Here is a 16607-nt window from a genome sequence, read left to right as displayed (position 1 = left end):
TGCGCACACGCGGGCCGGGCTCGCATACCCCCGAACGGCTCGTCACGGCCAGAGGCGCTCGCGGACCCAGCCTTCGCTCGACTTCCGGTACCGCAGGCGGACGTGCCGCCGGTCGTGGCTGGCCTGCCAGAACTCGGCCTCGTCCGGGTCGACGAGGTAGCGGGTCCAGGTTTCCGGGGCCGCTTCCGGGTTCTCCGCGACCCAGCGCTCCGCCTCCGCGGCCGCCGCGTCGAGGTCCGCCGGGTCGTGCAGCACCTGCGACTGGTGCCCGATGAACGCCTCGACGCGCGACGCCGGCGGCCGGGCGAGGAAGTCCGCCGCGGACACCTCGGGCGCGGCGGGGGAGACCGGGCCGCGCAGCCGGACCTGGCGGCCGCGGCCGGGCCAGAAGAACGTCAGCGCGGCCCGCGGGTCCTTGCGCAGCTGCATGCCCTTCGGGCTTTCCGAACTGGTCGCGACGGCCCAGCCCGCCGGGCCGACGTCCTTGAGGATCACCACCCGCGCGTCCGGCGCCCCATCGGCGTCCACTGTGGACAGGATGACGGCGTGCGGTGCCAGCACGTGCTCGCCGGCCTCGGTCAGCCACTCGAGGAACAACGCCTGCGGGTCCGCCGGCGCCGTTTCCGGCGTGAACACGGGAAGTTCTTCGGGGAACGACGGCCAGCCGCGCAACTGCACCATGTCAGTAACCGTACGGGCCCTGGTGGGGCTGGTGCCCGGGCGGTGGGTACACCGGCGGCTGGGGGCCGCCGGGGCCGACGACCGGCGGCGGCGGTACCTGCGGCATCGGCGGTTGCTGCTGCGTCTGCTGCCACTGCGCCTGCTGCCACTGGACCTGCTGGTAGACCTCGGCGGGCTGCGGGAAGCAGTAGGTCAGCTTGGCGTTGATCGAACCGTGCATCGCGGCGCCCCAGAACTTGCCGCCGACGAACGCGTGCAGCTGCCCGGCCGAAAGGTCCACCGCGACCATCCGCGTCTCGCCGCCGAACTGGTTGCCCGACTTCGCCGACGCGGCCTGCGCGGCGTCCGGGTAGACCCGCTGGCCGACGAGCCCGGCGATGACCACCGAAGTCGCGGTCCAGCCCATGGTGCCGACCAGGTTCGCGCGGGCGTGCTGCGTGGCGCGGCCGGTGAAGTCGTACAGCGCGGCCGCGCTGACCTCCGGAACGGCGGCCGCGACCACGCAGTAGTTCAACGTCGAGAGCATGACCGACTCGGTGAACAACCCGACGACGGCGGTGGCGGGGCCGATCGGCACGGTGTGCAGCCGGCCGCCGGACCGCTGGATGCGCTCGGCCATCGCGCCGAGGTACTGCTCGGGGGTGAGCACGCGGCCATCGTCTCACGCCGCCGTCAGCCAGCGGTTTTCACACATGCTTCGTGGTTGACTGTCCGCGCTATGCGACGACTCGTACTTCTCGCGCCCGCCGTGGCCCTGCTGGCCGGCTGCGGCGCCACCATCGTGACCGGCACCGCGACGCCCAGCCCGCCGTCCGCGTCCACCGCCGCGGGCACGGCGTCCGGCGGCCTGCCCCCGGACCCCCAGCCGGGCGCGACGGCGGACTGCCCGTACCTCGACAGCGAGTTCGTGGCCGACTCGAACGGCCAGCACGTGTCGAAGGTGCGCGTGTCCGCGGACCAGCCGCACCCTGCGTGCTTCTTCTATCGCCCGGACGGGAAGGTCCAGCTCACCGTCCGTGTGTACGTCGGGGACGCGAAGACGGCGACAGCGCTGGTCAACAAGGCGGCGCCGCTGGATTCCTCGAACCCGGCGAGCGACCCTTCCGGCTGGAAGGGCGGCTATTTGTCGGCCGACACGGGCGCCGTCTACGCGGTCGCGAAGGGCGGTACGGCGGTCATCGCGACGACGAACCAGAAGCAGAGCGTGAAGGCACGCACAGTGGTCAAGAAGACTATCTCCGCCCTGAAGCTCTAGGTAGCGACCTCCACACGGGTGAGTGATGTTGATCTTGTATTACCCTGTGCGTCACGCGCAGGCTTCGTGGACTCGCGCACCGCAGCCACCGGGGAACCCCCACCCCGGGGCGGGGCACCAACTCTGCAAGGACAAAGGACAAGATTCGTGGCTGACACCCTCAAGGAAATCCTGCTCGACTCCAGCCGTCGCCCGGCTGTCGTTTCCGACTTCGAGACCCTCGTGGACGCCGAGGTCTCGGACAAGGGCGGCGTTTCGGGTGCCGTTGTGAAGACCGGCTTCGCCGCGGTCAAGAAGATCAAGCCGGGCATCATCCCCTCGGCCGTCGACACCCTGCTGCCGGACTTCGCGTCCGCGCTCGAGCCGTTCTACGGCGACTACCGCGCCAAGGGCGGCAACGACTTCGGTGCCTACCTGTCCAGCCGCTCGGACGAGGCTTCCGACGCGCTGCTGAGCGTCACCGACTCGCGCGCGGAGAAGAGCAGCCGCGACAGCATCAAGAAGGTCTACTCGAAGCTGCGCCCGAACGGCAAGAAGAACGTCGAAGAGGCGCTGCCGCGGCTCGGCCAGCTGATCGACAAGCACGCCGCTGCCGTCTGATCGGGTTCAGGCACGACTGCTTTCGAGCACGACTGAAGAGGCCCCCGGCTGCACCCCCGGGGGCCTCTTCGCGTCTGGTTCAGTTCTTCTTCTCGGCGGGCGCCGGAGAGGGCGCCTTGCCGTTCGCCTGCGGAGCAGGCTTCGCCGCTTCGGCCGGCTTCGGCGCGGGCGGGGTGGCCTTCGGCGGCGCGGGCGCGACCGGCGGCTCCTGCTTCGAGCGGAGGGCGTAGGCAGCGCCGGCGCCGACCACGACCAGGCCCAGCAGCCACGGCCACTTGCGACGGCTGCGCGTGCCCTTGGCGGCCGACTTGGCCTCGGACAGAGCGGCGTAGAAGTCCTTCTTCGCCGCCTTGAAGTCCTTCTTGCCGCGACGCTTCGAGTCGCCGGCCGCCTTCGCGGCCTTGATGGCGGCCTTCTTCGCCTTGCGACCCGGCTTGCGCAGCTCGGACAGGCGCGCGAGCGCCTCCTGGCGAGCGGCCTTCGAGCTCTTCTTGAGCTCCTTGCGGGTCAGTTCCGTCTTCTTCGCGAGCTGCTGCTGCGCGCGCCGCCCCTGCTTGACACCCTCGGTGACGAGTTTGTCGGCGGTCTCGACGGCCTGGGCTGTCGCCCGGGACATGGGCTTCACCTCATCATTCGTTTTGGCACTGCTCTGTTACCCGTAACCTATCGTGCCCCTTTTTCCGCTCGCCCGCCCGCAGATGGCACGATGAGGTCCGTGAAAGCTACGCTGCACACCAACCAGGGTGACATCCACCTGAACCTGTTCCCGGACCACGCGCCGAAGACGGTGGCGAACTTCGTGGGGCTCGCGGAGGGCACCAAGGAGTACACCCAGCCGAACGCGGCGGGGACGAACTCCGGCCCGTTCTACGACGGCTCGATCTTCCACCGGGTCATCGACGGCTTCATGCTGCAGGGCGGCGACCCGACCGGCACCGGCCGCGGCGGCCCCGGCTACAAGTTCGGCGACGAGTTCCACCCGGAACTGCAGTTCAGCAAGCCGTACCTGCTGGCCATGGCGAACGCCGGGCCGGGCACCAACGGCTCGCAGTTCTTCATCACCGTGGCGCCGACCACCCACCTGAACTTCCGGCACACGATCTTCGGCGAGGTGGCCGACCAGGAGTCGCGCACCGTCGTCGACGCGATCGCGCGCACCTCCACCGGACCGGCGGACCGCCCGCTGACCGACATCGTGATCGAGAAGGTCACCATCGAACACTGACGGCTGGCCGGCGCGGGTTTCGGTAGGTTGGTCTCATCGTGAACCAACCGCCGAACCCCGCCGCCGAACAAGCCGCCTTGCCCGGGTGCTGGTGGCACCCGAACCGCCCGACCGGACTGAGCTGTTCCCGGTGCGGGCGTCCGGCGTGCCCGGACTGCCTCCGCGAAGCCCCCGTCGGCTTCCAGTGCACCGACTGCGTGCACGCCGGCGGCCAGGAGCAGCGCCGTCAGCACCGCAGCCACCAGGAAGCCGGCTTCGGTCAGCGGACCGTCTTCGGGGCCCGGCTCTCGCAGTCGGTGCTCGTCACCCAGGTCATCCTCGCGGTGAACGTCCTGGTCTACCTCTTCACCGTCTTCCAGGCGCAGAGCCTCAACGACAACGACGCCTCGAACGCCTTCCAGCGCGGCAGCCTCTACGTCAGCGCCACCCTGGGCCACGACGAGTGGTGGCGGGTGCTGACCAGCGGGTTCCTGCACTACGGGCCGATCCACATCGCGGTCAACATGTTCTCGCTGTGGATGATGGGCCGGGCGCTGGAGCAGGTCTGCGGCCGGGGCCGCTACCTCGCGCTCTACTTCGTCTCGATGCTCGGCGCGTCCGCCGCGGTGCTGGTCTTCGACCAGGACAGCCCGCCGACGGTCGGGGCGTCCGGCGCGCTGTTCGGCCTGATGGGTGCCTATGCGGTGCTCGTGCTGAAGCTGCGGCTGAACCCGACCGGGCTGATCATCACCCTCGCGCTGAACGCCTTCATCACGTTCGGCATCTCGGGCATTTCGATCTGGGCGCACGTCGGCGGCCTGGTGACCGGGGCGCTGGTCACCGTCGCGCTGCTCTACGCCCCGCAGGTCAACCAGGCGCGGTGGCAGGCGATCGGCCTCACGATCATCACCCTCGCCATCGTTGGCCTGCTCGCGTACCAGGCGAGCCGGTTCGGGACGGTCAGCTGCGGCTTCGTCCCGTACCGGGGCGTCCCGACCTACTTCTGCGCCTAACCGCGGGCCCGCAGCGTGCTGAGGACGTCCAGGACGTCCCGCGGGTCCTCGCCGAGGTCGAGCCAGCCGAAGACGTACAGCTGGTCGTCGTGCTCGACCTCGAGCGTGACGCCGTCGCGGCCCATCCGCCGCGTGGTGCGGAGCCGGGTGCGCGTCTGCGCCCACGGCAGCCGGTGCGTGCCGCCGAGCGTCCGGGCCTCGAGGCCTTCGGTGCCGGCGGCCAGCCGAGGGCGGACGAGCGTGGCGTGGGCGGCGAACGCGCCGGCCGCGACGGCCGCCAGGGCGAACAGCACCAGCCCACCGCGGTCGCCGGTCAGCGCGTCGGTCACCACCCCGGCCAGCAGCAACGCGGTGACCGCCCAGGCCGATACCACAACGGCCGGCCGGGGCGCCCAGGAGGTGGGGTAGTTATCCACAGGGGTTATCCACACTGGGGATGAGTCACACCGCTGTAATTCGACGTCAAGCCGCCGAACGGAGTAAAGATCAGCGCCACCGCATAGTCATGAGCAGACCGGCGATCATCAGCGCGAACCCGCCGGCGAAGTTCCAGTTGCCCAGGTCGGCCATCCAGGAGATCTTGTCCCCGGCGATGTAGTTGACCAGCAGCCACACCAGGCCGAGCAGCATCAGCCCGAACATCGGGATCTTCCAGGCGAGGCCGGTCGGGCCTGCCGCCCGCACCTTCACCGGCGTGCGCCGGTCGGCGGGCGGGGTGTACGCCGTCTTCTTGCGGACCTTGGACTTGGGCATCGTGTGTTCCTCGCGGTGCTCTTCGGGCTCGTCTGGTGGCGATGTCCCGCTGAGGGTGCGCAACCAGCGCCACGTGCACACGTTAACGTAAACGACCGCAGGAAAGCAGCGGCCAGGAGTGGTCGGATTTCCCGGACCGTGACAACGGCGTCACCCAGGGTTCGACGCGGCTTGAGAGGAGCTTGCGTGGCTACGCGCGAAGGACCGGATGACGACCGGCGCAGGAACCCCGGTCAACCCATGCCGCACCGTCGTCCCGGCCCGCCTCCGCGCGGCCAGCTGCCGCCCCCGCGCGGCCCCCAGGGCCAGCCGCCGCGGCGGTCGCCGGGCCCGCCGCCCCGCCGCTACACCAGCCCGCCCCCGCCACCCGGGGCGGCCGAGGAGACCGTCGTCTTCGCCCCGGTCGGGAAGGGCGGCACGGCGACCGCGGAGAAGCCCGCCCCGGCCCCGCTCGGCAAGGGCGGCGTCGCGATCCGGACGGCCGGCGAAATCCTCATCACGCTCGGCCTGGTCGTGCTGCTGTTCATGGTCTACGAGCTGTACGTGACCGACCTGTTCTCGGCGGGCAAGCAGTCCGAGGCGAGCGACCAGCTCGACGGCGAGTGGGCGCACGACCGCACGCTGCACCCCGAGCTGGTCGACGGCAAGGCGTTCGCCCGCATCCACATCCCCACCTTCGGCGTCGACTACAACTTCACCATCCAGGAGGGCACGGACGACGCCGCCCTCGAAGTCGGCCCCGGCCACTACAAGGGCACGGCGCTGCCCGGCGAGCCCGGCAACTTCGCCGTGGCCGGCCACCGCGTCGGCAAGGGTGCCCCGTTCAACGACCTGGACAACCTCTCCTCCTGTGACCAGATCGTGATCGAAACCTCCACCGACTTCTACATCTACAAGGTCCTGCCCTACGACGACGAGATGAAGGACTGGGCCACCGGCAAGGGTGCCGACCCGAAGTGCAAGGGCGTCTCGACCCTCCGTGACACGAACGCCGAGGGCGGTGGCGCCTACAGCGAGACGTTCGGCCGCAAGGTCGTGCTGCCCAGCCAGGGCACCGCGGTGAACCCGGTCCCGTACAAGGGCCCGGAGGTGCTGCCGAAGGCCCAGCAGGCCGCGCTGCTCACGCTCACCACCTGCCACCCGCAGTTCTCCGCCCGCGAGCGGCTCATCATCACGTCGGTGCTGACCCAGCAGGTGCCGAAGAACCAGGTCAAGAGCTACGGCGACCTGCTGTCGAAGATCGGGGAGGCCTGATGTACGCCTGGATCTGGCGGAAGCTGCCCGGTCCGTTCGCGGCGAAGCTGACGATCGCGGTCGTCCTGGCGCTCGGCGTGATCGCGCTGCTGATGTTCGTGGTCTTCCCCTGGCTGGAGCCGCGGCTGTGGTTCAACGAGGTCGCGGTCAACTGAGCCGGAACCCGGCGGACGTGCGGGCCGTTGCCCCTCTCGGGAGAGGGGACGCCGTGAAGACACGTCAAAGGGACCGGGAGAACCGGCCGCCGGAAGACCCATGGAACGAGGTCGGGCCCCGGCTGTGGATGGGTGGGCACGTCCGCGCGGGCGCGGAACCGGTCGTCGTCGGGCGCGAATTCGACCTCGTACTGAGCCTCTACCAGTGCGAGGGCCACGGTCCGGCGCCCGGTGTCGAGCACCACTTCGCCGAGATGCCGGACGGGCCGCTGACGGCGGCGCAGCTCGCCGACGTCGAGCGGTTCGCCGTGCTGGCGGCCGAGGCGGTCCGCGCGGGCCGGTTGACGCTCGTGCGCTGCCACGCCGGGCTCAACCGCTCCGGGCTGGTCGCCGCGCAGGCGCTGGTCGAGCTCGGGCTCGGCGTGCCGGCGGCGATCGAGCGGGTCCGGCAGCGGCGCTCGCCGTGGGCGTTGAGCAACGAGCTCTTCGTGCAGTACCTCGAGAGTGGGCTCCCGACCGCGCGGCTGCTGGCGGGCCTCGGTTCGTGAGGTTCGGCGTCTTCCTGGTCAGCGGCCGTTTCCCGGGACAACGGGACGGCGACGTCCTCCGCCGGTCCGTCCGGGCCGCCGAGCTGGCCGAAGCGGCCGGGTTCGACGACGTCTGGTTCGCCGAGCACCACTTCGTGCCCTACGGCGTCTGCCCGTCCGCGATCACCCTCGCCGCACACGTGCTCGGGCGTACCGAGCGGATCAAGGTCGGGACCGCCGTCAGTGTCCTCTCGACCACGCACCCGGTCGCACTGGCCGAGCAGTGGGCGATGCTCGACGCCGTCTCCGGGGGACGGCTGCGGCTCGGTCTCGGTCGCGGCGGGCCGTGGCAGGACCTCGAGGTCTTCGGGACCGGGCTGGAGCGGTACGAGAGCGGCTTCGAGGAAACCCTCGACGTCTTCCTGCGCGCGACCACCGGCCGCGTCGGAGCTCGCGGAAGGCACTTCGGCTTCCGGGAGGTACCCGTGGTGCCGTCCCCGGAACGGCGGCCGGACGTCGTCGTGGCGTGCGGTGGCCCGAAGTCGGCCGCCGTCCGGCAGGCCGCCGAGCGGGACCTGCCGCTGCTGCTCGGCCTGCACGCCGACGACGAGGAGAAAGCCGGGACCGTCGCGGCGTACGGGAAGCCCGCGGACCACGTCTCGACCGTGCTCTGCCAGGTGGGGGACGCCGGCGTGGTGCGCCGAGCCCTGCCCGGGTGGCTCGCGGACGGGCTCGGTGCGCACGTCACCGTCGACGGGCGGCCGGGGCCGTCCCGGGATCCGGCGGAGTACACCGAACGGCTGTGCGCCATCCACCCCGTCGGCGACGCGGCCCACTGCGTCCGGACGCTGGAAACGAGCCTCCGGCGCACCGGCGTCTCCCAAGTGCTCATGCTCGTGGAAGCGTCGGGTACGCCGGAGGGCACGTTCGCGAACATCGCGCGGATCGGCACCGAGGTGCTGCCCGCGCTGCGGGCTAGCAGTCCCGCAGCTCCGGGCTCTGGTTGAGCAGCTGGCCTCGCGGCGAGACGAACGCGCGGTAGCGGTCACTGTCCACCGTGCCGTCGTCGGACTGCCGGAACACCGCCACCCGGTGGCAGTTCTGGAACGCCAGCTTGACGCCGAAGTGGCGTTCGAGGCCGCCGCGGATGGCGTCGGAGGCCAGGGCCCGCAGCAGCTGGCCGCGGGCGGCCTCGCTCGGCGGCGGTGTCTCGTTGTCGGCGAACCCGTCCGCCGCACCCTCGGCGTCGGCGATGACGCCGGTGATGACCTCCCAGGCGTACGGCAGGGATTCCTTGACGCAGGTGACGAACTCGGCGTCGGTGACCTCCCCGCGCTCGGCCTTCTCCAGCAACGCGGGTGACACGTCCAGGGACATCGAACCTCCAGTTTGAGCAGGGCCACCCTCTTGGCTACCGGCCGGGTGGCCCGGCCACAAGAGAAAACGATGATCATCACCACTTTGGCGGAAGGCTCACTGCCAGCGGAACAACCGGGCCGCGAGTGCGGTGCCGAGGACCGCGAAGGCGGCGAGAGCGGCCAGCTGCAGCGGCTGGACGCCGGTGCCGACCCAGGCGTCCTGCAGCGGCTGCGAGCCCGGCGGTACGTAGTCGCCGATCCGCTGCAGCACGGACGGCAGCAGCGGCCGCGGCAGGTACACGCCACCGAAGAACATGATCGGGACGAACAGGATCATCGCCAGCGCGCCGGCGCTCTTGGCCGTGCGCGCGATCGACGCCGTGATCAACCCGAGGGAGAACGTCGAGAGCACGCCCAGGAGCAGCGTCACGGCGAACGTCAGCGGGTGCTTCGGCAGCGGGACGTCGTAGACGGCGTTGGCCAGGCCGAGCACGAGCGCGATCCCGGCCAGCGCGACCACGACGTGGATCACCAGCTGGGCCACCAGCAGGTTCGCCGGATGCACCGGGGTCGTGGCCAGCCGCCGCAGCACGCCCTGCTCGCGGTAGGTCGCGACGGCGGCCGGGATCGACTGCAGGGCCAGCATCGCGAGGCTGATGACGACCAGTGACGGCACCCAGGCGTCGATGAACCGGTAGCCGCCCGCCTTGTCGCTGGGCTCGGTCATGCCGGGGATCGCGCCGATCGTCAGCAGCAGGACCGGCGGCAGCAGGACGCCGGCGAGCGCCATGACCGGCGACCGGAGGAAGACCTTCGCTTCGGTCGCGGTGATCTTGGTCAAGGTGCTCATCGGGCGCTCCTGGTCAGCGAGACGAACGCGTCGTCCAAAGTGGAGGCTCCGGCGGTGGCGCGGAGCTCGGCGGGGGTGCCGGTGGCGACCACGCGCCCGGCGTCGAAGATCGCGACGCGGTCGCAGAGCCGCTCGGCCTCGTCCATGAAGTGGGTGACGAGCAGGACGGTGACGCCGGTGGCGCGGACGCCTTCGACGAGCTGCCACGTTTCGCGGCGGGCGTGCGGGTCCAGCCCGGTGGTCAGCTCGTCGAGGATGGCCAGCTCGGGTTGTCCCACCAGCGCCAGAGCGATCGACACGCGCTGCTTCTGGCCGCCCGAGAGCTTCCCGAAGTAGCTGCGGGCGTGCTCGCGCAGGCCCAGCTGGTCGAGCAGGACGTCGACGTCGGCGGGGTCGGGGTAGAAGGACGCGAACAGCTCGAGTGCTTCGCGCACCCGCAGCTTCGCGGGCAACTGGCTTTCCTGCAACTGGACGCCGACGCGGCGGGTCAGCGCCGCGTGGTCGGCCGCGGGGTCGAGGCCGAGCACGGAGATCGTGCCGCCGTCGGCCCGGCGCAGGCCCTGGAGGCATTCGACGGTGGTGGTCTTCCCGGCACCGTTCGTGCCGAGGATGCCGAAGATCTCGCCGCGCTCGACGGTGAACGAAACGCCGTCGACCGCGACCCGGGTGCCGTAGCGCTTGCGGAGGTCGGTGACTTCGATGAGGGGCATGGCGACAAAGCTACGAACCGGCGGCCGCGTCCGTAATGACGCTGAAACCCCAGCTCAGGTAGCGTTTTGCTGAAGCCGGGGTGGGGGTAGGCCCACCCCGGTCGGGGGGCTTGGGGCAGTGCGCGGTCCGGCGCCGGTCGGCGAGGATCTCGGGGGAAGCTCGGGGGAAAGCTCGGGGAAAGGAGGTGCCGCATGACGTACCTGCGTGCGCTGGGCCGGGCGCTGGCGCTGGCCGCGTTTTCGTTGCTCAGCTGGCTCGACGTCCTGGTCGAGCTGATCGCGTTCGCGCTGCTGTGCGTCGGGCTGGTGTTCTTCCTCGGCCCCGCGGTCGAATGGGCGCGTGGTCGCTCGACGGTCGCCCGGGCGCTGGCCGCACGCTGGTGCGGGGTCGAGATCGAGGCGCCGTACCGGCCCGAGCCGCCGGAGCCGGTGCGCGAGCGCGACGGCTGGTACCGCGACGGCAACCAGCTCTACAAGCGGGCGTTCTGGATCAGCTGGCAGCATCGGCTCACCTGGGCGCTGGAAGACCCGGCCGCGGGCCGGGAATTCCTCTGGCAGCTGGTGAACCCGCTGTGCACGCTGCTGCTGCCGGTCGCCGTCCTCCTCGGCGGTCCGGTGGCGCTGCGCGGCTACGGCCGGTGGACGCGCTGGTGGATCGGCCCCCGCCCGCCCGCCGATCCGACGCGCAAGAACTGGCTGCACCGGCACACCGAAGCGCTGGGCCACCAGGCCGGCCTGTTCGCGGTTTCGGTGGTGCAGCTGGTCTTCTCGACCTTCCAGCTGGTCGTCATGATCTTCTTCAGGCCGCTGGCCACCCCAGTCGTGCTGGCGAACCGGACGATCACCGACACCCTGCGCCGCGAGGTCGGGAAGTGGACCGGGGTGCGGATCGCGCGGCCGTACCTGCCGCCGCCCAGGCTGCCGGTGCCCCGCGCCGACGGGCTCTACCAGGTCGGCAGGCAGTTGTACGAAGAGCCGTTCTGGCCGGTCCAGCACGCTCGCACGCGGTGGGTCTACCGCGATCGAGCCACCTGGCGCGACCTCGCCGGCAGCCTGCTCTCCCCGCTGGTCTCGTTCGTCATGATCCTGCCGACGGTGGTGTTGGTCGGCCGGGGAGCCGGCGGTCTCGGGGCGCTCTGGATCTGGCGGCTGTTCGTGTCGCCGCGCATCGACTGGGCCCCGTTCCCCGCGGTGTCGACGCACCTGGGCGCCATCGTGCAGACCCCGGTGCTGCTGGCGATGGTGTTCGTCGGCCTGGCGGCGGCGCCGTGGCTCGCGCGGCAGCAAGCCCGGTTCGCCCGCGTGTGGTTCGGGCCGACCGAGTCGACGCGGCTGGCCCAGCGCGTCGAACGGCTGAAGCAGACCCGCTCCGACGTCACGGTGACGCAGGCCGCCGAGCTGCGCCGGATCGAGCGCGACCTGCACGACGGCATCCAGTCCCGGCTCGTCGCCATGGGCATGAAGCTCGGGGCGGTCGAGGCGCTGGTCGACACCGATCCGGCAGCGGCGAAACGGCTCGCGGCGGAGCTGCGCGCGGCGTCGTCGGAGGCGCTCACGGAGCTGCGGGTGCTGATCCGCGGCATCCACCCGCCGGTGCTGTCCGAACGCGGGCTGCTGGACGCCATCCGCGCGCAGGCGCTGGACAGCCCGCTGAAGTCCGAGGTCACGGGCTCGCTGCCGGGACGCGTCGAGGAGCCGGTGGAGGCGTGCGTGTACTTCGCGGTGTCCGAACTGCTCGGCAACGCGGCGAAGCACGGCGCGAAACGGGTGTCGATCGACGTGGGGTTCGACGACGGGTCGCTGACGGTGGTCGTGACCGACGACGGCCCGGGCGGCGCCAACCCGGCCCGGGGTTCGGGACTGCGGGGAATCGAGCGCCGGCTGGGCGGCTTCGACGGTAGGTTGACGCTGACCAGCCCGATCGGCGGCCCGACGAAGGCGACCCTGGAGATCCCGTGTCAGATACATCCGGGGCTTCGCCCCGAGCCGGGGGCTTCGCCACCCGGACCCCCCGAGGTGGGCGACCTCGAACCCTCGTCGCCGAAGACCAGTACCTCCTCCGAGACGGCCTGACCCACCTGCTGACCGCGCACGGCTTCGACGTCGTCGCCGCGGTCGGCAGCGGCCCGGAACTGGTGGCGGCCCTGCGCGAGCACCGGCCCGAGGTGTCCATTGTGGACGTCCGGATGCCGCCGACCAACACCGACGAGGGCCTGCAGGCCGCGCTGGCCGCCCGTCGGGAGGTCCCCGGCCTGCCGATCCTCGTGCTCTCCCAGCACGTCGAGCAGCTCTACGCGCGCGAACTGCTCGCCGACGGCACCGGCGCGATCGGCTACCTGCTGAAGGACCGCGTGTTCAACGCCGAGCAGTTCATCGACGCCGTCCGCCGGGTCGCCGCCGGTGGCACCGTGATGGACCCCGAAGTCATCGCGAAACTCGTGGCGGGCAACGCCTCGGACCCGCTGGCCGCGTTGACCGCGCGCGAGCGCGAAGTCCTCGCGCTGATGGCGGAAGGCTGCTCCAACGCGGCGATCGCGTCCCGGCTGCACTTCAGCGAAGGAGCGGTCGGCAAGCACACGGCGAACATCTTCGCGAAGCTCGACATCACGGCGTCGGACGACACGAACCGCCGCGTGCTGGCCGTGCTGACCTACCTCGGCGCGGGAACCTAGCCGCGCGAGATCCGGGTCATCTCCTCGCGCTCGACCACCTTGACGCGCTCGCGACCCGACGCCGAGCCGAGCGCCTTCTCGTGGGCGTCCAGGCGGCCCCAGCCGTCCCAGTTCGTGAAGGGGATGCCGCGGGCCGCCAGGAAGTCGAGGATCGCGTCCGGTGACGCGTACTTCGGGGTCGCCAAGGTGGAAGCGTCCGCCAGGAGGCTCGCGATGGTCTCCGCCGCGTCGCCCTTCGTGTGGCCGATCAGGCCGATCGGGCCGCGCTTGATCCAGCCCGTCACGTACACGCCCGGCAGCTGGTTCTCGTCCAGGTCCAGCACGCGGCCCGCCTGGTTGGGCACCACGCCGGCCACGTGGTCGAACGACAGTTCCGGCAGGTGCGACGACAGGTAGCCGACCGCGCGGTACACCGCCTGGACGTCCCAGTCGTGGAATTCGCCGGTGCCGCGGACGTTCCCGTCGCCGGTCAGCTCGGTCCGCTCGGTGCGTAGGCCGGTGACGCGACCGTCCTCGCCGAGGATCTCGGCCGGGGAGTGGAAGAAGTGCAGGTGCAGCCGGCGCGGCCGGGTGCCCGGCTCGCGGATCGCCCACTCCTGCAGCGTCTTCACGACCATGTCGATCTGCTTCGACGCCCGCAGCGCGGCGATGCTGCCCTCGTCGAACTCGATGTCCTCGGGGTACACGATGACCTCGACGTTCGGCGAGTGGTCCAGCTCCCGCAGCTCCAGCGGCGTGAACTTCGCCTGCGCCGGCCCGCGGCGGCCGAACACGTGCACGTCCGTCACCGGGCTCGTGCGAAGACCCTGGTAGACGTTGTCCGGGATGTCGGTGGTCAGCAGCTCGTCCGCCGTCTTGGCCAGGATCCGCGCCACGTCGAGAGCGACGTTCCCGACGCCGAGGACCGCGACCGAAGTGGCGGTCAGCGGCCAGGTGCGGGGCACGTCGGGGTGGCCGTCGTACCAGGAGACGAAGTCCGCGGCGCCGTAGCTGCCGTCGAGGTCGATGCCCGGGATGTCGAGCGCGCGGTCGGCGGACGCACCCGTGGAGAAGATCACCGCGTCGTAGAACTCGCGCAGCTCGTCGAGCTTGATGTCGGTGCCGTAGTCGATGTTGCCGAGCAGCCGGATGTTCGGCTTCGCGAGCACCTTCTCCAGTGCCGTCACGATGCCCTTGATCCGCGGGTGGTCGGGCGCGACGCCGTAGCGGATCAGCCCGAACGGCGCGGGCATCCGCTCGAACAGGTCGATCGTGACGGATCCAGCGCTGTCGGAGGACTTGTCCAGGATGTCGGCGGCGTAGATCCCGGCGGGACCGGCGCCCACGACGGCTACACGAAGAGAACGGCTCACCCCCTCCACGGTAAGTTAGGGTGACCTTACTCGAAATGTGATTTGGCGTACGGTCCACGGACTGGGAGCCGGTAAGCTCGGCGCCATGCGCGTTCTCGTCGTCGACAACTACGACAGCTTCGTCTACAACCTGGTCCAGTACCTGGCCCAGCTCGGCGCCGACTGCACGGTCTGGCGCAACGACGTCGTGGACCTCGACCGCGTGCCCGAGTTCGACGCCGTGCTCGTCTCGCCCGGCCCGGGAACGCCGGAACGCGCCGGTCAGAGCATGGACGTCATCCGCAAGTGCGCCGAGACGCGCACCCCGATGCTCGGCGTCTGCCTCGGCCACCAGGCGCTCGGCGTGGTCTACGGCGCGACCGTCGACCGCGCGCCCGAGCTGCTCCACGGCAAGACGAGCCAGGTCCGCCACGACGGCGCCGGCATCCTCGCCGACCTGCCCGAGGAGTTCACCGCCACCCGGTACCACTCCCTGACCGTGGTGCCGGACACGATCTCCGACGACGTCTTCGAGATCACCGGGCGCACCGAGTCCGGCATCGTGATGGGCATGCGCCACCGCGAGCTGCCGCTGGAAGGCGTCCAGTTCCACCCGGAGTCCGTGCTCACCGAGGGCGGGCACCGGATGCTGGCGAACTGGCTGGCCGCGGCCGGCCACCCCGTCGACCCGGCGCGGGTCGACGAGCTCGAGCGCGCGACCAAGGCGCTCCAGAAGGCCGCTGTTGCGTGATCCGGCTCGCGGGGGTCGGCAAGCGGTACGGGCGCGGTGACTTCGTCCTCCGTGACGTCGACCTGACCGTCGAGCCGGGGCACGTCGTCGGCATCCTCGGCAGCAACGGCTCCGGCAAGTCGACGCTGCTGCGGATCATGGCCGGGGTCTCGCACGCGACCACCGGCACCCGCACCGGCACCCCGCGGATCGGCTACCTGCCGGACCGCTTCCCGGCGGCCCAGCGCATGGGCGCCCGCGCCTACCTGCGGCACATGGCCCGCATCCGCGGGCTCACCGACCTCTCGGGCATCGACCCGCTGCTCGACCGGCTCGCCCTCGTCGGCGGTCCGACGGCGCCGCTGCGCACCCTGTCCAAGGGCAACGCGCAGAAGGTCGGGCTCGCGCAGGCCGTGCTGGTCCGGCCCGACCTGCTGATCCTCGACGAGCCGTGGTCCGGGCTGGACGTCGGTACGCACGCCATCCTCGGCGAGCTCGTCGCCGAGACGCGGGCGCGCGGGGCGAGCGTCGTGTTCACCGACCACCGGCCGCAGGTGGTGCACGACCACGCCGACGTCGTCCACCTGATGGCCGAGGGCCGGCTGACGGCGGAAAGCACGGAACCGACCACGCGGATCGTGCTGCGCGGCGGCGAACGCGGCTGGGCGGACGAGCCCGGCGTGCGGCACGCCGTCACCGAAGGACCGCAGGTGGTGCTCACGGTCGAAGTCGCGAGCGTCGACGCGGTGCTGCGGCGGGCGCTCGAAGACGGCTGGTCGGTGCGGGAGGTGGCGCCGTGCTCGCCCTGACGCGGTACTACCTGGCGCTGCTCGGCCATTCCCAGCGGTACCTGCCGGCGTTGCTGGCCTACCTCGCGCTGTGCGTGATCCTCTACGCCGACCCGCATTCGCCGCCGCTGCCGCTGTTCGGCGTCAGCGCCGGCGGGTTGCTGGTCGTGTCGTGCTGGCTGACGATCGCCCTGCTCGACATCGAAGACCCGGTGCAGCGCCTGGTGACGTTGAGCCACGCGCGCCAGTGGCGGCGGATGATCACCGGGGCGATCGGCACCGTGCTGGCCTGCTCGCTCGTCCTGACCGTGATCACCGAGGTGTGGTCGGCGATCAAGTCGGTCAAGGTCCAGCCGGCGGCGCTCGGCATCGGGCTGCTGGCCCATCTCGCGTGCGCGCTGCTGGGCATCGCGATCGCGCTCCCGTGCTCGCGGCTGCTGGTTCACCGCATCGGCTGGACGGTCCTCGCCGCGGTGATCACGCTCGTCGTCGTGCTGCTGGCGAAGATTCCGCTGGTGCACCCACTGCTGCACGCGCTGACCGACGACGAGCCCGTCGGCGGCCCGCTCGCCTTGGCGCTGGTCACGGCGGTGGCGATGCTGGCCGTCAGCTTCTTCGCCGTGGCGGCCCTGGTCCGACGGCGTTCCTGACGGCAAGGTGCAGTAAGCAATTCCCGGCCCGGACTTCCAGCGGGAGCACGCGGCCGACTAAGGTTCGGGGCCTCTC

General features: G+C 71.1%; 22 protein-coding genes. 13 read left to right on the top strand and 9 right to left on the bottom strand.

Annotated elements, in window-relative coordinates; translation table 11 throughout:
- Window positions 1–42: 42 nt before the first annotated feature.
- Together ACLJOU_RS02890 and ACLJOU_RS02885 are read right to left on the bottom strand one after the other, a co-directional pair.
- The gene (locus ACLJOU_RS02890) at window positions 43–681 is read right to left on the bottom strand and encodes a pyridoxal 5'-phosphate synthase (protein WP_410562792.1); all 639 of its coding nucleotides are present in this window, start codon (window positions 679–681) and stop codon (window positions 43–45) included.
- Window position 682: 1 nt separating this feature from the next.
- A complete protein-coding gene (locus ACLJOU_RS02885) occupies window positions 683–1330 on the bottom strand; it encodes a hypothetical protein (RefSeq protein ID WP_410562789.1) in 648 nt (215 codons plus the stop codon).
- A gap of 69 nt (window positions 1331–1399) precedes the next feature.
- On the opposite strand from ACLJOU_RS02885, the gene ACLJOU_RS02880 reads away from it, so the two are divergent.
- Together ACLJOU_RS02880 and ACLJOU_RS02875 are read left to right on the top strand one after the other, a co-directional pair.
- Window positions 1400–1936, top strand: coding sequence for a DUF2020 domain-containing protein (locus tag ACLJOU_RS02880; RefSeq protein ID WP_410562787.1), 537 nt, complete (start codon window positions 1400–1402; stop codon window positions 1934–1936).
- Window positions 1937–2083: 147 nt separating this feature from the next.
- Complete coding sequence (locus tag ACLJOU_RS02875; RefSeq protein WP_176173818.1) at window positions 2084–2536, top strand: DUF6918 family protein; 453 nt, start codon at window positions 2084–2086, stop codon at window positions 2534–2536.
- A 79-nt stretch (window positions 2537–2615) separates the two neighbouring features.
- On the opposite strand, the gene ACLJOU_RS02870 is transcribed toward ACLJOU_RS02875, so the two are convergent.
- A complete protein-coding gene (locus tag ACLJOU_RS02870; RefSeq protein WP_410562784.1) occupies window positions 2616–3152 on the bottom strand; it encodes a hypothetical protein in 537 nt (178 codons plus the stop codon).
- 90 nt (window positions 3153–3242) lie between these two features.
- On the opposite strand from ACLJOU_RS02870, the gene ACLJOU_RS02865 reads away from it, so the two are divergent.
- Both ACLJOU_RS02865 and ACLJOU_RS02860 read left to right on the top strand, forming a co-directional pair.
- Window positions 3243–3761, top strand: a complete 519-nt coding sequence (locus ACLJOU_RS02865; RefSeq protein ID WP_051736233.1) for a peptidylprolyl isomerase — start codon at window positions 3243–3245, stop codon at window positions 3759–3761.
- Window positions 3762–3799: 38 nt separating this feature from the next.
- The gene (locus ACLJOU_RS02860; RefSeq protein ID WP_410562780.1) at window positions 3800–4753 is read left to right on the top strand and encodes a rhomboid family intramembrane serine protease; all 954 of its coding nucleotides are present in this window, start codon (window positions 3800–3802) and stop codon (window positions 4751–4753) included.
- Here ACLJOU_RS02860 and ACLJOU_RS02855 read toward each other — a convergent pair.
- Window positions 4750–5169, bottom strand: a complete 420-nt coding sequence (locus tag ACLJOU_RS02855; RefSeq protein WP_410562778.1) for a PH domain-containing protein — start codon at window positions 5167–5169, stop codon at window positions 4750–4752. The genes ACLJOU_RS02860 and ACLJOU_RS02855 overlap by 4 nt on opposite strands.
- 70 nt (window positions 5170–5239) lie before the next feature.
- Complete coding sequence (crgA, locus tag ACLJOU_RS02850) at window positions 5240–5506, bottom strand: cell division protein CrgA (protein WP_043787021.1); 267 nt, start codon at window positions 5504–5506, stop codon at window positions 5240–5242.
- Window positions 5507–5746: 240 nt separating this feature from the next.
- On the opposite strand from crgA, the gene ACLJOU_RS02845 reads away from it, so the two are divergent.
- Genes ACLJOU_RS02845 through ACLJOU_RS02830 form a run of 4 tightly spaced genes read left to right on the top strand, consistent with a single transcriptional unit; the run spans window position 5747 to window position 8449 of the window.
- Complete coding sequence (locus ACLJOU_RS02845; RefSeq protein WP_410562774.1) at window positions 5747–6760, top strand: class E sortase; 1014 nt, start codon at window positions 5747–5749, stop codon at window positions 6758–6760.
- Window positions 6760–6915 carry a hypothetical protein gene (locus ACLJOU_RS02840; RefSeq protein WP_103338171.1) on the top strand — a complete coding sequence of 52 codons (156 nt, stop codon included), beginning with the start codon at window positions 6760–6762 and terminating at the stop codon, window positions 6913–6915. Before ACLJOU_RS02845 ends, ACLJOU_RS02840 begins: the two co-directional genes overlap by 1 nt.
- A 53-nt stretch (window positions 6916–6968) precedes the next feature.
- Window positions 6969–7463: a protein phosphatase gene (locus ACLJOU_RS02835; protein ID WP_410562772.1), complete on the top strand. Its 495-nt coding sequence runs from the start codon at window positions 6969–6971 to the stop codon at window positions 7461–7463.
- Window positions 7460–8449: an LLM class flavin-dependent oxidoreductase gene (locus ACLJOU_RS02830; RefSeq protein WP_410562770.1), complete on the top strand. Its 990-nt coding sequence runs from the start codon at window positions 7460–7462 to the stop codon at window positions 8447–8449. The genes ACLJOU_RS02835 and ACLJOU_RS02830 overlap by 4 nt, the downstream gene beginning before the upstream one ends.
- Here the strand turns inward: ACLJOU_RS02830 and ACLJOU_RS02825 are convergent.
- The 3 genes from ACLJOU_RS02825 to ACLJOU_RS02815 all read right to left on the bottom strand — a co-directional run bounded on the left by ACLJOU_RS02825 (window position 8418) and on the right by ACLJOU_RS02815 (window position 10360).
- Window positions 8418–8819, bottom strand: a complete 402-nt coding sequence (locus ACLJOU_RS02825) for an SCO5389 family protein (protein WP_410562768.1) — start codon at window positions 8817–8819, stop codon at window positions 8418–8420. The two genes, ACLJOU_RS02830 and ACLJOU_RS02825, sit on opposite strands and share 32 nt — an antisense overlap.
- A 96-nt stretch (window positions 8820–8915) precedes the next feature.
- The gene (locus ACLJOU_RS02820) at window positions 8916–9650 is read right to left on the bottom strand and encodes an ABC transporter permease (RefSeq protein WP_410562766.1); all 735 of its coding nucleotides are present in this window, start codon (window positions 9648–9650) and stop codon (window positions 8916–8918) included.
- The gene (locus tag ACLJOU_RS02815) at window positions 9647–10360 is read right to left on the bottom strand and encodes an ABC transporter ATP-binding protein (protein WP_410562763.1); all 714 of its coding nucleotides are present in this window, start codon (window positions 10358–10360) and stop codon (window positions 9647–9649) included. The genes ACLJOU_RS02820 and ACLJOU_RS02815 overlap by 4 nt, the downstream gene beginning before the upstream one ends.
- Before the next feature lie 192 nt (window positions 10361–10552).
- On the opposite strand from ACLJOU_RS02815, the gene ACLJOU_RS02810 reads away from it, so the two are divergent.
- Both ACLJOU_RS02810 and ACLJOU_RS02805 read left to right on the top strand, forming a co-directional pair.
- Entirely contained in the window at window positions 10553–12433 is a 1881-nt protein-coding gene (locus ACLJOU_RS02810; protein WP_410562761.1) for a histidine kinase, read from the top strand.
- A complete protein-coding gene (locus ACLJOU_RS02805) occupies window positions 12430–13032 on the top strand; it encodes a LuxR C-terminal-related transcriptional regulator (protein ID WP_410564683.1) in 603 nt (200 codons plus the stop codon). Before ACLJOU_RS02810 ends, ACLJOU_RS02805 begins: the two co-directional genes overlap by 4 nt.
- Here ACLJOU_RS02805 and ACLJOU_RS02800 read toward each other — a convergent pair.
- On the bottom strand, window positions 13029–14357 hold the full coding sequence (locus tag ACLJOU_RS02800; protein WP_410564682.1) for a pyridine nucleotide-disulfide oxidoreductase: 1329 nt from the start codon (window positions 14355–14357) through the stop codon (window positions 13029–13031). The two genes, ACLJOU_RS02805 and ACLJOU_RS02800, sit on opposite strands and share 4 nt — an antisense overlap.
- Before the next feature lie 112 nt (window positions 14358–14469).
- On the opposite strand from ACLJOU_RS02800, the gene ACLJOU_RS02795 reads away from it, so the two are divergent.
- The 3 genes from ACLJOU_RS02795 to ACLJOU_RS02785 are packed head-to-tail and all read left to right on the top strand — an operon-like array spanning window position 14470 to window position 16531.
- Complete coding sequence (locus ACLJOU_RS02795; protein WP_410562758.1) at window positions 14470–15114, top strand: aminodeoxychorismate/anthranilate synthase component II; 645 nt, start codon at window positions 14470–14472, stop codon at window positions 15112–15114.
- A complete protein-coding gene (locus ACLJOU_RS02790; protein WP_410562755.1) occupies window positions 15111–15902 on the top strand; it encodes an ATP-binding cassette domain-containing protein in 792 nt (263 codons plus the stop codon). Before ACLJOU_RS02795 ends, ACLJOU_RS02790 begins: the two co-directional genes overlap by 4 nt.
- The gene (locus ACLJOU_RS02785; RefSeq protein WP_410562753.1) at window positions 15890–16531 is read left to right on the top strand and encodes a hypothetical protein; all 642 of its coding nucleotides are present in this window, start codon (window positions 15890–15892) and stop codon (window positions 16529–16531) included. Before ACLJOU_RS02790 ends, ACLJOU_RS02785 begins: the two co-directional genes overlap by 13 nt.
- The last annotated feature ends 76 nt before the right edge of the window (window positions 16532–16607 follow it).

This window comes from Amycolatopsis sp. cmx-4-61 (assembly GCF_046548775.1).
GTDB lineage: Bacteria > Actinomycetota > Actinomycetes > Mycobacteriales > Pseudonocardiaceae > Amycolatopsis.
This window is presented reverse-complemented; position numbering and strand designations above follow the sequence as displayed.